Origin of the sequence: Mesorhizobium sp. M1428 (assembly GCF_040317515.1) — a bacterium.
Classification (GTDB): domain Bacteria; phylum Pseudomonadota; class Alphaproteobacteria; order Rhizobiales; family Rhizobiaceae; genus Mesorhizobium.
The window spans coordinates 75,352-89,451 of sequence record NZ_JAMYKT010000007.1 but is presented as its reverse complement, the minus strand read 5'-3'; the positions used below and the strand labels follow the sequence as shown (position 1 = coordinate 89,451).

15 protein-coding genes are annotated in these 14,100 nt (G+C 60.5%); 4 read left to right on the top strand and 11 right to left on the bottom strand.

Going from position 1 to position 14,100, the window contains the following annotated elements:
* Nucleotides 1–7: 7 nt before the first annotated feature.
* Together NKG60_RS12300 and NKG60_RS12295 are read right to left on the bottom strand one after the other, a co-directional pair.
* Nucleotides 8–358 (bottom strand): MarR family winged helix-turn-helix transcriptional regulator, encoded by a 351-nt coding sequence (locus NKG60_RS12300; protein WP_023676939.1) that lies wholly within the window; start codon nucleotides 356–358, stop codon nucleotides 8–10.
* Nucleotides 359–426: 68 nt separating this feature from the next.
* A complete protein-coding gene (locus tag NKG60_RS12295; protein WP_352664226.1) occupies nucleotides 427–1,791 on the bottom strand; it encodes a leucyl aminopeptidase family protein in 1,365 nt (454 codons plus the stop codon).
* 120 nt (nucleotides 1,792–1,911) lie between these two features.
* On the opposite strand from NKG60_RS12295, the gene NKG60_RS12290 reads away from it, so the two are divergent.
* Nucleotides 1,912–2,733, top strand: coding sequence for a tetratricopeptide repeat protein (locus NKG60_RS12290; protein WP_352465090.1), 822 nt, complete (start codon nucleotides 1,912–1,914; stop codon nucleotides 2,731–2,733).
* Between the two features lie 118 nt (nucleotides 2,734–2,851).
* On the opposite strand, the gene NKG60_RS12285 is transcribed toward NKG60_RS12290, so the two are convergent.
* The 9 genes from NKG60_RS12285 to NKG60_RS12245 all read right to left on the bottom strand — a co-directional run bounded on the left by NKG60_RS12285 (nucleotide 2,852) and on the right by NKG60_RS12245 (nucleotide 11,911).
* A complete protein-coding gene (locus NKG60_RS12285; protein WP_292654024.1) occupies nucleotides 2,852–3,868 on the bottom strand; it encodes a type II secretion system F family protein in 1,017 nt (338 codons plus the stop codon).
* 9 nt (nucleotides 3,869–3,877) lie between these two features.
* Nucleotides 3,878–4,891, bottom strand: a complete 1,014-nt coding sequence (locus NKG60_RS12280) for a type II secretion system F family protein (RefSeq protein ID WP_352664228.1) — start codon at nucleotides 4,889–4,891, stop codon at nucleotides 3,878–3,880.
* Between the two features lie 29 nt (nucleotides 4,892–4,920).
* Complete coding sequence (locus NKG60_RS12275) at nucleotides 4,921–6,420, bottom strand: TadA family conjugal transfer-associated ATPase (RefSeq protein WP_352664230.1); 1,500 nt, start codon at nucleotides 6,418–6,420, stop codon at nucleotides 4,921–4,923.
* A 29-nt stretch (nucleotides 6,421–6,449) separates the two neighbouring features.
* Entirely contained in the window at nucleotides 6,450–7,733 is a 1,284-nt protein-coding gene (locus NKG60_RS12270) for a CpaE/TadZ family protein (protein WP_352664232.1), read from the bottom strand.
* Nucleotides 7,734–7,788: 55 nt separating this feature from the next.
* A complete protein-coding gene (locus NKG60_RS12265; protein WP_352664234.1) occupies nucleotides 7,789–8,523 on the bottom strand; it encodes a CpaD family pilus assembly protein in 735 nt (244 codons plus the stop codon).
* Nucleotides 8,524–8,537: 14 nt separating this feature from the next.
* On the bottom strand, nucleotides 8,538–10,067 hold the full coding sequence (locus tag NKG60_RS12260) for a type II and III secretion system protein family protein (RefSeq protein ID WP_352866207.1): 1,530 nt from the start codon (nucleotides 10,065–10,067) through the stop codon (nucleotides 8,538–8,540).
* Nucleotides 10,064–10,879, bottom strand: coding sequence for a Flp pilus assembly protein CpaB (gene cpaB, locus NKG60_RS12255; protein ID WP_352488187.1), 816 nt, complete (start codon nucleotides 10,877–10,879; stop codon nucleotides 10,064–10,066). Before cpaB ends, NKG60_RS12260 begins: the two co-directional genes overlap by 4 nt.
* 189 nt (nucleotides 10,880–11,068) lie before the next feature.
* A complete protein-coding gene (locus tag NKG60_RS12250; protein ID WP_352866204.1) occupies nucleotides 11,069–11,587 on the bottom strand; it encodes an A24 family peptidase in 519 nt (172 codons plus the stop codon).
* 153 nt (nucleotides 11,588–11,740) lie between these two features.
* Nucleotides 11,741–11,911, bottom strand: coding sequence for a Flp family type IVb pilin (locus NKG60_RS12245; RefSeq protein WP_352488184.1), 171 nt, complete (start codon nucleotides 11,909–11,911; stop codon nucleotides 11,741–11,743).
* A 342-nt stretch (nucleotides 11,912–12,253) separates the two neighbouring features.
* Here NKG60_RS12245 and NKG60_RS12240 point away from each other — a divergent pair, with 342 nt between their 5' ends.
* From NKG60_RS12240 to NKG60_RS12230, 3 genes are all read left to right on the top strand, one after another.
* Nucleotides 12,254–12,676: a pilus assembly protein N-terminal domain-containing protein gene (locus NKG60_RS12240; RefSeq protein WP_352455128.1), complete on the top strand. Its 423-nt coding sequence runs from the start codon at nucleotides 12,254–12,256 to the stop codon at nucleotides 12,674–12,676.
* A gap of 152 nt (nucleotides 12,677–12,828) precedes the next feature.
* Nucleotides 12,829–13,389, top strand: a complete 561-nt coding sequence (locus NKG60_RS12235; RefSeq protein WP_352664241.1) for a TadE/TadG family type IV pilus assembly protein — start codon at nucleotides 12,829–12,831, stop codon at nucleotides 13,387–13,389.
* 30 nt (nucleotides 13,390–13,419) lie between these two features.
* Nucleotides 13,420–14,040: a TadE/TadG family type IV pilus assembly protein gene (locus NKG60_RS12230; protein WP_352664242.1), complete on the top strand. Its 621-nt coding sequence runs from the start codon at nucleotides 13,420–13,422 to the stop codon at nucleotides 14,038–14,040.
* Nucleotides 14,041–14,100 lie beyond the last annotated feature (60 nt).

Sequence of the window (14,100 nt, the reverse complement as noted above, 5' to 3'; positions counted from 1 at the left end):
AACTTGGTTAAATGGGCAACTCTTGGGCTCTGGCGATGATAACATCGCCAAAGCGCTCGACAAAGAGCGCGCCTTCGACTGTGCGCCTGACCAGCACGTTGCGCTTGTCGAGCTCGTCGCGGTGGCGCGACACCAGTTTCAGCGCCCCCATCGTATCGAGCGCACGGGTGATCACCGGCTTGGTGACGTTGAGGCGGGCGGCTAACCCCCGTACCGTGTGTGGCGGCGGATCGAGATAGATGGTGAACAGGATCGCCGTCTGGCGCATGGTGAGGTCGGGCGCGTCATCGCGCACCTCCGACAGCACCACCTGTTGCCACAGTCGCAAGGCCTGGCTTGGACGCATGATAATCGACATCCGGCCAGCATGACGGAAAATTGTTTCGGTTCCGTTTCAGTCAGCACCTTCGTCGGCTTGCCCGAGAATCAGCCGTAGCGGTTCGAAATGACCTGCTCCAGCGCCCTGATGCCTTGCGCTTCGCCGCCGGCAAGGCCGTGCGGGCGGTCGGACGGGTTCCAGGCGAAGATGTCGAGATGCGCCCAGTTGGCGGTCTTTTCGACGAAGCGCTTCAGGAAAAGCGCCGCCGTGATCGAGCCGGCGAAACCATCCGGTGTGACGTTATTGATGTCGGCCACCTTCGACGCCAGCTTGGCGTCATAGGGCTTCCACAACGGCATGCGCCATAGCGGATCCTCGACCGCAACGGAGGCGTCCGCCAGCTCGGATGCAAGCGCCTCGTCACCGGTATAGAACGGCGGCAGGTCGGGACCGAGCGCAACACGGGCAGCGCCTGTCAGCGTTGCCATATCGACCAGCATCTGCGGCTCCTCGTCATCGGCCAAGGCCAAGGCATCGGCGAGCACCAGCCGTCCTTCGGCGTCGGTGTTGCCGATTTCGACGGTGATGCCCTTGCGGCTCACCAGCACGTCGCCTGGCCGGAAGGCGTTGCCGGCTATCGAATTCTCGACAGCGGGGATGAGCACACGCAGCCGAACCTTCAGGCCGGTGGCCATGATCATGGAAGCGAGGCCCAGCACGTTGGCAGCGCCCCCCATGTCCTTCTTCATCAAAAGCATGCCCGAGGACGGCTTGATGTCGAGACCGCCTGTATCGAAGCAGACGCCCTTGCCGACCAGCGTTATCTTGGGGGCATTGTTCAGCCCCCAAATCATGTCGATCAGGCGTGGCGCGTCAGCAGAAGCCCGACCGACGGCGTGGATCATCGGAAAGTTGGCGGCAAGAAGATCGTCGCCTTTGGTGACCGATATTTCGGCCTTGTGCGTCGCGGCCAAGCTCCGGGCGGCTTTCTCCAACTGCCCGGGGCCCATATCGCTGGTCGGCGTGTTGACCAGATCGCGCGCCAGGAAAACGCCATCGGCGAGGCGGCGGATGCGGGCGGCGTCGGTGCCAGCCGGGAGCGCGAGGCGCAGCGTCTTGCCTGGCTTCTTGCCGTAGCGGGTGAAGACATAGCCGCCGAGCGCCACGGCGAGTGCCGTAAGCTCGGGCTTGGCCGGCGCGGACGCAAAATGCCAGTCGCCTTCGGGCAAGGCTCTCGCTAGTGCGCCGATGGCCAGTGCGCCCTCGCCATCACCGGTGCCGAACAGGGCTCCGGCAATCGCGCCGTTGTCGCCAGGTACAATCAGCGTCCTGCCGGCCTCGCCGGAAAAGCCGTTGGCCTTGGCCCAGGCGACCGAGGATGGCGCAAGGCCCGACGCCGCCAGAGCATCCTTGGCCACCAGATGGACCGGCAGCGCATTGCTCAATTCTTTCTCGACGAGTTCGACAGGCATTCGCTGGTCTCCGCTTCCGAGTCGGCGTTTCTTAACTCTCCGTTAGGGTTAACAGAATATTTCTGCGGGAGGGAAGATGGCCACGCAAATGGTCACGCGATGAACGGAGCCCTGGTGCCGATGCCGACCAACCGCAGGATGAACGCCAGCGCAAATAGGCTGATCACCACGGCGTTGATGATGGTGCTTGCCGCAGGCGTCGCCGGCTGCGGAACCAGCAAATTGACGACTGGCTCGATTTCTCGTCCAAGCGGCAAGCCGCTGGAAACAATGTCGGCGGGCGAACTGCACAACGCTACGATGGCGCTCGGCCAGTCCTATTCGAAAAACCCCAGCGACAAGCGGATCGCGACAAACTATGCAGCGGCGCTGCAGATGGACGGCGACGCAGACCAGTCGCTTGCGGTGATGCGCAAGCTGGCGATTGCCTTGCCGAAGGATCGCGACGTGCTCGCCGCCTATGGCAAGGCGCTAGCCGCCAACGGTCAGTTCGAGCCGGCTCTCGATGCCGTGCGCCGCGCGCAGACCCCCGAATATCCTGACTGGAAACTGGTGTCGGCGGAAGCTGCCATTCTCGACCAGCTCGGCCAGAAGGACGAGGCGCGCCAAGGCTATCGCAAGGCGCTTGACCTCAGGCCGAACGAACCATCGGTCCTTTCCAATCTCGGCATGTCGTACGTGCTGGAAGGTGATTTGCGCACGGCCGAAACCTATATGCGCTCGGCCGCCCAGCAGCCGAATGCAGACAGTCGCGTCCGCCAGAACCTGGCGCTGGTCGTCGGTCTGCAAGGCCGTTTCGACGAGGCCGAGAAGATCGCCTCGCAAGAGCTGTCGCCGGATCAGGCGCAGGCCAATGTCGCTTACCTGCGCCAGATGCTGGCGCAGCAGAATGCCTGGAGCCAGCTCAAGGACCAGGACAAGGCAAAGCCCGCCACCAACTGACCGGCTCAAGCGCCGAACCGGTGCGCGAAATTCCGCAACACGCCTAACGCAAAGAGCCGCGCTGCACCGGCCGCGCGGCTTTGAAATCATATCAGCGTTTGTGGCGACGCTACTGGCGCTACTCGCTGCTGGATTTCGGCTGGTCGCCAAAGATGCCGCGCTGGCTCACCTGGATGCCGGCGGGACCCAGAATGATGGCGAACAGCACCGGCAGGAAAAACAGGATCATCGGCACGGTGAGCTTCGGCGGCAAGGCCGCGGCCTTCTTCTCGGCGGCATTCATGCGCATGTCGCGGCTCTCAGCGGCAAGCACGCGCAGAGCATGCGCCACCGGCGTGCCGTAGCGCTCGGCCTGAACCAACGCCTGGGACACCGACCTGACGGATTCCAGGCCGGTTCTGCTTGCAAGGTTCTCGTAGGCCTGCTTGCGCTCCTGCAGATAGGAAAGCTCGGCGTTGGTCAGGATGAATTCTTCCGCCAATGCCACCGATTGCGCGCCGATCTCATCGGCGACCTTGCGAAGCGCTGCTTCCACCGACATGCCGGACTCGACGCATATCAGCAACAGGTCGAGCGCGTCCGGCCACGCCATCTGAATCGACTGCTTGCGCTTGGTAGCGCGGTTGTTGACGTAGAGCACCGGCGCGTAGAACCCCGCATAGGCTACCACGATGCACACGAACAGCTTCACGAAAAGCGGCTGCTCGGGCAATCCTCCGAGCACGAACAGATACATCGCCGCCAATGCAAAGCCGATAAAGGGCAGAACGAGACGGAAGAAAAGGAAGCGCGTCAGCGGATTTTGCCCGCGAAAACCCGCCACTTTCAATTTCTGCAAGGTACCTTCATCCGCCAGCGCACGCCTGAGATCCAGGCGATCGACAATATTGCGCATGCCGACCGACTGTTCTTCGCGCAGGCCCTTGCGTCGGCGGTCGGCTTCGACTGCCAGCCGCGCACGCTGCTTGGCGCGCAGCTCATCGCGCTCCAGCGCCACGGATTTCATGCGCGCCTTGAGCTGGTTTCCGCCAAAGGCGGGCAGCAGCGTGAAGACGGTCGCAAACACCGCAATGCCGACCAGCAGTGCGATCAGCAGAGACGGATCGGTGAGAGTTCTGATGACGTGATCGGTCATACGCGAGTCCTAGACTTCGAAGTTCATCATCTTGCGCATTACCAGGACGCCCATCGACATCCAGATGCCGGAACAACCGAGGATCAGATGGCCGGTGCTGGTGGTGAAGAGGGGCATGATGTAGTTCGGGCTCGTCAAATAGACGAGAAAGGCGACGACGAAAGGCAAGGCGCCGATGATCACGGCGGATGCCTTGGCTTCCATGGACAACGCCTGGACCTTGGCTTTCATTTTCTTGCGGTCGCGAAGCACGCGCGAAAGATTGCCCAGCGCTTCGGAAAGATTGCCGCCGGCCTGAGACTGAATCTGGATGACGATGCCGAAGAAGCTCGCCTCGGTGCACGGCATCGTTTCTGGCATGCGCATGGCAGCGTCGGGGATCGACAAACCCATTTGCTGCGAATCGACGATGCGGCGGAACTCGGTCTTGACCGGCTCGGGGGATTCGTTGGCGATCAGGCGCACGGCATCGTTCAGCGGCAGACCGGATTTTACCGCACGCACGATGATATCGAGTGCGTTCGGAAATTCGTTGAGGAACGCCTTGACGCGGCGCGCGCGGCGAAACGAGACGAACCAGCGGGGCAGACCCAAGACGCCGACCAGCAGCGCAGCCGGCAAGACCAGCAGTGGTGCGCCGATGAAATAGACAAGAGCCGTCAAGACGACGCCGCAGACCGCCGAGTAGACATAGAAGCGCTCAAGCGAGATCTTCATGCCTGCCTGACGGATTTGGATCTTCAGCGGTGGCTTCTTGACCAGGCTCTGATTGGACTTTTGCTTTTGATCGAGATCCTTCAGCGAATCCTGGACGGACTTGCGACGCTTGGCCGCTTCCGCCACGCGATCGCGCGAAGCCTTGACGACCGAACGATCCGTCTCGGCGGTCTTGATCGATTCAAGCCGCTTGCCGACCTGCTTCTCGGTGCTGATCCGGTTGAACAGGAAAGCATAGGCCACAGCGCCGGCGCTGAAGCCGGCGAGCACGACGAATGCCAATACGGTGCCGTCAATTCCGAACATCGACCCTGGCCCCCACGCTTCCAGACGGATCAGTCAGCGCGTTTCTCCATCGCCTCGAGCGCAACCGCGAGGCGCTGCTCCTCGCCGTAATAGCGGGCGCGCTCCCAGAAATGAGGACGGCCGATGCCAGTCGACACGTGCTCGCCCAGCAGCCTGCCGTTCGCGTCCTCGCCCTTGATGTTATAGAGAACGATGTCCTGGGTGATGATGACGTCGCCTTCCATGCCGATCACCTCGGTGATGTGGGTGATCCGCCGCGATCCGTCGCGCAGGCGTGCAGCCTGTATGATCACGTCGATGGAGCCTACGACGATTTCGCGCACGGTTTTTTGCGGCAGCGTGTAGCCGCCCATGGCGATCATCGACTCTATACGGTTGAGGCATTCGCGCGGGCTGTTCGAGTGGATCGTCCCCATCGAGCCGTCATGGCCGGTGTTCATCGCCTGCAGCAGGTCGAACACTTCGGGTCCGCGCACTTCGCCGACGATGATGCGTTCGGGCCGCATGCGCAGGCAGTTCTTGACCAGGTCGCGCATGGTCACTTCGCCCTCGCCTTCGAGGTTCGGCGGACGGGTTTCGAGACGCACCACATGCGGCTGCTGCAATTGCAGCTCAGCTGAGTCCTCGCAGGTGATGACGCGTTCCTCGCGGTCGATATAGTTGGTCAGGCAATTGAGTAGCGTCGTCTTGCCTGAGCCGGTACCGCCCGAGATGACAATGTTGCAGCGAACACGGCCGATGATCTTGAGAATCTCGGCCCCTTGCGGCGAAATCGAGCCGAACTTGACCAGCTGGTCGAGCGTCAGCTTGTCCTTCTTGAACTTGCGGATGGTAAGTGCGGTGCCGTCGATAGCCAGGGGCGGTGCGATGACGTTGACACGGGAGCCATCAGGAAGACGCGCATCGCAGATCGGGCTCGATTCATCGACGCGGCGGCCAACCTGGCTGACGATACGCTGGCAGATGTTGAGGAGCTGCTGGTTGTCGCGGAAACGGATGCCGGTCTGCTCGACCTTGCCGTTGACTTCGATGTAGACGTTCTTGGAGCCATTGACCATGATGTCGGCAATATCGTCGCGGGCAAGCAGTGGCTCCAGTGGCCCGTAGCCCAAAACGTCGTTGCAGATATCCTCGAGAAGCTCTTCCTGCTCGGCGATGGACATCGCGAAATTCTTGATCGCGATGATGTCGTTGACGATGTCGCGGATTTCCTCGCGCGCGCTTTCGGGATCGAGTTTGGCCAGCTGCGACAGGTCGATCGTGTCGATCAGTGCGGCGAAGACCTGGCTTTTGGTATCGTAGTAGGTTTCGCTCTTTTGGCGCTGGATCGTTTTCGGCTCCGGGGCCAATGGCGGCGGCTCGACCGCACGGCGAACCGCCGGCGCACCAGATGGCGGCAGCGCCGCCGGCCTGGCAGCTACAGCCGCTTCCACAGGGTTCGCGGCCGCCGGCGCAGCAGGCGCAGGTGCTGGCTGACGGAATTCCGGAATGGTCCGGTTGCCGTCGTCGCTGCCTCTTTTACCAAACATGATCGCTTACCAATTCCACCGCTGAGGCATCACTTCTTGTTGCGCGAAAGCTTGCCGATCAGGTTGCCGAGGCCAGCCTTTTTCTTCACCTTGATTTCGCTGCGCCCTGTCAGCACATGGGCGATCTCGTTGATCGTGGCGACGACCGGATTCTTGGCATCCATTTCACCGAGCATACGCCCATTATTGGCAGCATTTCCGAACAAAAGGGGCTCGAACGGGATGATCGACATCGGCGAAAGGCCGAGTGATTCGGAGAAGTCGGACGGTGTAATCTCGGGACGTTTCGGCACGCCGGCCTGGTTGATTACAAGCTTTGGTGCGGGATCGTTCGGACGAAGCCGCTTCAGCATGTCGACCAGGTTCTTCGTGTTGCGCAGATTGGCCAGTTCGGGCGTAGCCGTGATGACGATCTCGTCGGCCTTGACCAGGGTGTTCTTGGTCCAGCCGGCCCAGACATGGGGAACATCAAGCACGAGGAGCGGCGCGCTACGCTGGGCTATGTCGATAAGCTGGGTGAAGGCGTCAGGATCGAAATCGTAGACCCGCTCCAGGGTCGAAGGTGCCGCAAGCAGCGACAGATGCTCGGCGCATTGGGCGAGCAGCCGGTCGAGATAGACCTCGTCGACGCGTTCCGGCGAGAAGACCGCCTCGGCAATGCCTTGCGCCGGGTCCTGGTCGAAATTGATATTGGCCGTTCCGAAGGCGAGGTCGAGATCGGCGACAACCACTTCGGATTTGAAAAGGGACGACATGGCCCACGCCACATTATGGGCTATGGTCGAGGAGCCGACGCCACCCTTGGCGCCGATGAAGGCAATCGAGCGGCCGATCGGCTCAGCTTCCGGATCAACGAAGATCGAAGACACCACGCTGACGATGTCGGCCATCGATACGGGCGCGATGACATATTCGGAAATGCCCGAGCGGATGAGTTCGCGGTACAGGCCGACATCGTTGTAATGGCCGACAACCACCACCTTGGAGCTCGGGTCACAATGCTCGGAGAGCTGCGCGAGTTGTTCCAGCAACAGCTTCGGCTCGCTGCGCGATTCAAGCAGGATCAGGTTCGGTGTCGGCGCCGACTGATAGAATTCGATAGCGGTGGGGATGCCCCCCATATGCACCTTCAGATGGGCCTTGGCCATGCGGCGATCCTCGCCGGCGCGCTCGACCGGATTGGCTACGCCTTCGGTCTCGCAGAATGCTTGGATCGAAATGCGCGGGATCGGCCGCAACGCCTGCATCGCGGCAATATCCTGCTCCGAGGTTTCGCCGCCCGGTACCTCTGTTTCATAGGCAAGATTGCTCATTATCATCACTTTCCGTGACTTGCGCGGCTTAGGGTTTGTTGAGCCTCAACACTCGTTAATATTCGACTTCCGAATTGCCGAGGAATTCGTCCGAAATACCTCTGTCACGATAGACGTCGATCACCGCGCCGCGATTTTCCGCGTCGATCGGCGTCGGCTTGCGTGGCCCGATCAGATCGGACGGATTGGCCATTTGGGCAGCCAGGTTGTTCTGATACGAACAGCCGAAATCGGCATAGTGCTTGTTTTCCGAAGTCTCCAGCAGGTCTTCGGGCCAGCGCCCGCATTTATCCGTCTGAGCCTTCACCGAGACGTAAGCAACACGGACCGGTGCGGACGCTTCGGCCGAAACAGACTGATAGGACCGCATGGCGATCCGCTTCCGGCTGATGCCGCTGGCTATGGCCAGCCTGGCGAAATCGCGGCCGGCCGCGGCCGCTGCGATTTCGTTGGCCGAGCCGCTCGGAATCTCGATCGTCAGCACCGGAGCCGCGCTCCTGTCGTATCCGTCCAGGAAGCCGAGGAGCGTGTTACGCTGGGATCTGGTCATGCCACGGTCGCCGGCGCCGACCGGAAGGTCGATCTTCTGGATCTTCTCGGCGATGACAATCGGATGAGTGGTGCGATAATCGTCCGGTATGGCACCGACCGTGACGCTGTCGCGATTGGCGCAGCCGGCCAGTGATGCCGCCACCGCGATCGCTATGATGGGAACGGCCGGCCGCCAGATTCGCGAATGGACGGACCGTATCGCGGTGACCGCCCTTGCCTTCGATACTGACTGAGACATGTCCACTTCCCCGCTTACTTGTAGATGAAGCCGACAACGCCGTGATAGCGGCCGTTGGGCTTGTCGGTCTGCATGGTGCCGTAGACACGGTTGACGCGGCCAAGGAACATGCCGGCGCCATCGCTGGCTGCGTTGAAATTGTCATCCGGTTTGGCAAGATCGTTGCGCGCCACCGGCTTCACCAGATAGGGCGTGATGATGATGACGAGTTCGGTCTCGTTGCGGACGAAATCCCTGCTGCGGAACAGCGTGCCTAGCACCGGTATTTTGGTCAGGCCGGGCAACCCGGCAACCGCCTGCCTGATGTCGTCGCGGACAAGGCCCGCGATCATCATGGAACCGCCGGAGGGCAATTCCACCGTGGTGTCGGCCAAGCGTTTGCGGATCGACAGAAAAGTGGTGCCAGGCAAGTCACCAAGCCCTTCGAGCGCTACCGCGCCTTCCGTCGTAGGTTCCGAAACCGACGTCCTCACTTTTAGGCTGATGCGGCCCGCCGAGAGCACGACCGGCTGGAATTCGAGCCCAATTCCATATTCAAGGCGTTCGTGCTCGTAGGTAATCTGGCCAGTTTGATTGTCGTTTGAAACGTTGCTTGTTCGGCCGGTGATGATATTGAATTCGCCGCCGACCTTGAAGGTCGCCTTCTCGCCGGAGACGGCGGTGAGAGTCGGCTCGGCCAGCGTCTTCATGACACCGCTTTGCTCCATGGCGTTTATGTACGCCTGGAGCGTCGAGGTGCCGATCGAGGCCCCCGAAAATTGCGACAGTGGTTTTCCTAATCCATATGCGGGGGTGCTGAACGACTTCCAACTAATGCCGTTGCTGCTACCGTTGCCGACCATGTTGACGCCGAGCTGCTTCATCACCGAGCGGCTGACTTCCGCGACCGTCACCTTCAGCGTCACCTGGTCGTCGCCGATAATCTGCAGCAGGTTGACGATCTTGCTGACGCGGCGCTCGGCATCCGGGTTGTCGATGGCGACGCCGGCTTCAGCCGAACCGCCGGCAGCGGTCTGCGAATATTGACCCGTGGTCGCCTCGCCGCCGGACACGAAGATGTTCGCCAGATCAGCCGCGCGCTTGGCGTCCAGAGGAGTGTCAACGGTTCCGGTCAGAACGACGTTGTCGTTCAGCAACTCGACCTTGACCTCCGATGACGGGATGAAGCGCTTGATGTAATCCTCCAGCCCGGCGACGTCACGTTCGACCGCTAGGTCAAGGCTGACGATCTGCTCGCCATTCGGGCCAAAGACGAAGATATTGGTCTCGCCGACCGCCTTTCCAAACAGATAGATGCGCCTGGCGGTGCGGGTCACCGCGTCGGCTACAGCGGGGTTGGCGACGAGAATGTCGTAGGCATCACTCGGGAGGTCGATGACCACCGACTTGTTCAGTCCAAGCTTGACCCGCTGGGTGGCGGTCGAAGCCGTAACCCTGGCATTGCCCGCCGCACTGGCATCGAGGATGCCATATGCATTCGTTCCAAGGAGAAACAGGCCGATCGCCGCAGCCAGCGTGAGCGGCAGTTTGGTTTTTAGACTCATTTCCTTGCCCCCACTTCGGAAACTTCGCCCGACTTGATCAACCGCACCGTTCCGCGCCGGCCATTGCCGGAAACCAGGTAATCGGCTTCGCCCACATTCTTGTCCTGGCTATCCTTGATCGAGCGCAGCGCCAATGTCAGGCGATCCGCCATCTGCTGTGCGACGGTGATGATCTCTGACTGCTGCGGCGTCAGTTCCAGGGTGGCGGTCTGGCCCACCCTGGTCTTCTTGCCTTCCTCGTCTTCCTGAATGGTCTGGTCGATCGCCAGGACGCGAATATTCTTGAGAATAGTTTCGGTCGTGAAGCCCGAACCACCGCCATTGGCGGGATCGGCTCTGCGGGTCATGATGACGTCGACGAAATCGTTGGGAAGAATAAAGCCACCGGCCGAGGTGTCGGCCGAGATGCTTGTGGCAACAGCCCGCATGCCGGAGGGCAGGATCGACGACATGAAGCTTTGCCCCTCACCGATCAGCTTCGAGCGCCGCAGCGGTTCGCCGGCGTAGAGCGCCACGCGGGCGACGGCGCCCTTCAGCTTGTCCAGCGCTTCAGGCTCGGCGGCGCGGGTGATGAAATTTGCGTTGATGCCGGCGGACGGCCATGACTCCCAGGAAATGTTGTTTTCAAGCGGACTGCCCATCGGAACGTCGCCGGAAAGAACAAGCACATCCTGCAGTGCGATCGTCGGCGCCTGAGGACCGGAATCGACAACCGGAGGCGGGGGAGCCACGACCATGTTCTTCGCGACATAGCCTGCACCACCGGCCGCGGCTATCGCCACGCTCAGAATAATCAATCGGGATGCTGGCATCTGTCCGAACCTCGCCTTGGCAAACCACGTAGCCAAGCGGGACTTTGCAGCGGCAATCGTCAAAACAAGGTTAATGTTATACTTACGATCGTGATTAATTTAACGTTTATATAAATTAGATCGACAAGCCCGGCCCGAAGGAAAACGTGGCCAACTCGCCTGCTCGGCGCCAACGGCGTAAAGCGAAATTCAGCCCGCCAGCCTGGTAAGTGCCCAGGCCATCAATGGCGAGTCGGAATAGGTGAGCAGACCGCCAACGCCAAGCGCGATGCCGTACGGAACGCCGGTCGCCTCATCGGCGAAATGGCGCAGGAACGGATTGTGGCTTGTGACGGCGGCAAGCGGCGATTTCCGATAGGCGAGGATGGCAAGCGTCAGCAGACCGCCGATGAATGTCGAGGCGACGAGGTATTCGATGAGATGGATGTTCAGTCCCATCCACATCGCAGTGGCGGCCAGCAGCTTGGCGTCGCCGCCGCCCATACCGCCGAGCGCGAACAGGCCGAACGTCACCGCGAGTACCAGGCCGGCGGCGGCGAAATGCCAGCCATAGGTGGCCCAGTCCATGCCGGCCAAAGGCGCAACCAAGGCGAAGACAACCACAAGCAACACCGGCACGCGATTGGCGATCGTCATCGACAGCATGTCGGAGATTGCGGCAAACAGCATGCAGAACGGAAACACGACGAAGATCACGGCTTCAAGCATCGGCGCGCCTGTGGTCAAATTGCATCTGGCCCTCAGCCTAGTCACATTCGCTTAACGATTGATGAGGCCCGAATTTCAAATCGTGCTGGGACTAAAGACTAAATAAGGGCCGCCAGTGCGGCGGCCCTTATTTGGAGAACAAGCGAGTTACGATCAGCTACCGCTCACCTTAGTGGAGATGGTGCTGAACTTGGCGTTCAGCGCGTTGCCGAGCGAGCCGGCGCCGACCATGATGGCAAGCGCGATAAGGGCGGCGATCAGACCGTATTCGATAGCGGTCGCGCCGGATTCGTCCTTCACAAAACGTGCGATGAGGTTAGACATTCGAGCTCCTACTCCAATTGTTACAGCACTTCCGTCAACTTCTCTTGGTGGCTGATCGGATACTGCGAATCTAAGGAGAAGCTGTTTCAATCGGCTTAATAAACAGGCTTACCGATTCCTTTCCCGCTTCGACGACATTGCGTGGTTAACCCAGAACTAAAATACCCGCCGCTGGGCCCACGGGCTGACAAAAGGCGCAAAAGGCGCAATTCGGCAAGGACGTTCTGCCGTGCCGGCTAGGCCCAATGCCGGTTCCGGCTTAATCCTGAACTCCAGCCGCTTAACGGTTGGTTCACCAATCTCGTTCATGTTCTGTTGAACAGTTTGCCAGGGGGCGCCTCAATGGCCGGGCCGAGATCATCATTTCCAGTTGCCGTGCTTTTTGCCGCAGCGGCTTTCGCCTTTCCAGCCAAGGCCGGCGCCGGCATCGAGGTGACGATGAACCAGGCAAAGATTATCAAATTGTCGCGCGCCGCCGATACGATTGTCGTCGGCAATCCGGCGATCGCCGACGCCTCCGTGCAGGACGCATCGACCATCGTACTGACCGGCAAGGGATTTGGCGTCACCAATCTCGTCGTCCTCGACCAAGAGGGTAACCCGATCGTCGATGAGCAAATAACCGTCGTGCGCCAGGCAGCGTCGTCGGTGCGCATCTATCGGCGTTCCGAAGTACAGACCATGTCCTGCGCGCCATATTGCGAAAGCTCGTATAAGAGCGATGCCGAGAAGGCCTCTGAAGCCGAAATGAGCGCCGGGCATTAGCTAGCCGACGTCTCCGCCTTTAGCGGGAACGTGCTTCGGTTATCGCCGGGTTAAGGCCTTCCCGTTGAATTTAATGGTCATTCCAACCGGACTTCAATCGGTTCCGACTAAGGGTGGGACCGATACAGAAGCGGCATCGGCGGGCAGAGGACATGAGCAAGGCAGGACGAGCAGGTTTTCCAAGACGGTTTCTGGGCGACCGCCGCGGAAGCACGGCGATCGAATTCGCCATGCTTGCAATTCCTTTCGCGCTTCTTGTCTTCGCCATCCTGGAGAGCTGCATTTCTTTTGCCGCACAGGAAGTGATGGCAAACGCCACCGACGACATCGCGCGCCAGCTGCGTACCGGCCAACTAAGACCGACCGATGTGTCCGGTACCAAGCTGCGGGATATGATCTGCACCAAATTGGAGATCATGGTCGCCAAGACCTGTCCCGGATTGCTGGTGGACTTGCGCGAATATCCCACCTTCGCCGATGCGGCGCTGGCCGGTTTCAAGATCCAGGATGGTGACGTCGTGCTGACCAAGGGCACGAGCACACAGACCTTCACCGTCGCACCTGGCCTGGCGGAGTCGAGAAACATGCTGCGGGTTTTTTACAAATGGCCGGTGATGACCGACTTCATGGCCAAATCGATGGCCAACCTAAAGGACGGCAAAACGCTGCATTTTGCTTCGATCACTTGGCAGAACGAGCCGTTCGACAACTGAACCACGTAGTCGCTTGAAAAGGGCAAAGCCATGATTCGTGCGGGGGCACAGCTGGGCATCGCAGGGATTTGTACAAGAGCAGTCCGGCTTTGCTCGGACCGCCGCGGTATTGCGGCTGTCGAGTTTGCCCTCATCGTGCCTGTCCTGTTGATCATGTACTTTATGACAATGGAGGCCTCGCAAGCCATCGAGACCAGCAAGAAGGTCAGCCGCATCGGCAGCATGGTAGCGGATCTCGTCACGCAGCAGCAGACCATCAAGGCGGCCGATGTCGATGCCATCATGGCGATCGGCAGTTCCACGCTGCAGCCCTACAACCGCTCGAAACCGAAGATCATTATCACGGCGATACAGGTGACGAACGAGACGACGCCGAAAGTCCTGGTCGTGTGGTCGCGCAAGCTGGTCGATGGCGTGTCTAGTGTCGACGCGGTCAAGGATTCCACCACAACGGTCCCGAGCGCGCTCAAGATCAAAGGCACTTTCCTCATTCGGGTCGAAAGCGATCTCGCCTACAAGCCAATCATCACCTGGTCGGCGGACGGCCAAAGCCGGTTCGGGTTGAGCTCGGTCTTCAATTCGATATCGATGGCGGAAACTTATTATCTGCGGCCGCGCAGGAGCCCGACCATTCCGTGCAGCGATTGCTGACGCCTGAAGCCCGCTAACGGGCTGTTGCTATTGCTTGCGACCGCGGGCCGAGACTAGACG

Coding starts and splice junctions, on each gene's coding strand:
- NKG60_RS12250 (WP_352866204.1), bottom strand. CDS start 11,587: ATGCTTGAAGCCGTGATCTTCGTCGTGTTTCCGTTCTGCATGCTGTTT.
- NKG60_RS12295 (WP_352664226.1), bottom strand. CDS start 1,791: ATGCCTGTCGAACTCGTCGAGAAAGAATTGAGCAATGCGCTGCCGGTC.
- cpaB (WP_352488187.1), bottom strand. CDS start 10,879: ATGCCAGCATCCCGATTGATTATTCTGAGCGTGGCGATAGCCGCGGCC.
- NKG60_RS12270 (WP_352664232.1), bottom strand. CDS start 7,733: ATGAGCAATCTTGCCTATGAAACAGAGGTACCGGGCGGCGAAACCTCG.
- NKG60_RS12290 (WP_352465090.1), top strand. CDS start 1,912: ATGCCGACCAACCGCAGGATGAACGCCAGCGCAAATAGGCTGATCACC.
- NKG60_RS12280 (WP_352664228.1), bottom strand. CDS start 4,891: ATGTTCGGAATTGACGGCACCGTATTGGCATTCGTCGTGCTCGCCGGC.
- NKG60_RS12285 (WP_292654024.1), bottom strand. CDS start 3,868: ATGACCGATCACGTCATCAGAACTCTCACCGATCCGTCTCTGCTGATC.
- NKG60_RS12260 (WP_352866207.1), bottom strand. CDS start 10,067: ATGAGTCTAAAAACCAAACTGCCGCTCACGCTGGCTGCGGCGATCGGC.
- NKG60_RS12265 (WP_352664234.1), bottom strand. CDS start 8,523: ATGTCTCAGTCAGTATCGAAGGCAAGGGCGGTCACCGCGATACGGTCC.
- NKG60_RS12235 (WP_352664241.1), top strand. CDS start 12,829: ATGAGCAAGGCAGGACGAGCAGGTTTTCCAAGACGGTTTCTGGGCGAC.
- NKG60_RS12275 (WP_352664230.1), bottom strand. CDS start 6,420: ATGTTTGGTAAAAGAGGCAGCGACGACGGCAACCGGACCATTCCGGAA.
- NKG60_RS12245 (WP_352488184.1), bottom strand. CDS start 11,911: ATGTCTAACCTCATCGCACGTTTTGTGAAGGACGAATCCGGCGCGACC.
- NKG60_RS12300 (WP_023676939.1), bottom strand. CDS start 358: ATGTCGATTATCATGCGTCCAAGCCAGGCCTTGCGACTGTGGCAACAG.
- NKG60_RS12240 (WP_352455128.1), top strand. CDS start 12,254: ATGGCCGGGCCGAGATCATCATTTCCAGTTGCCGTGCTTTTTGCCGCA.
- NKG60_RS12230 (WP_352664242.1), top strand. CDS start 13,420: ATGATTCGTGCGGGGGCACAGCTGGGCATCGCAGGGATTTGTACAAGA.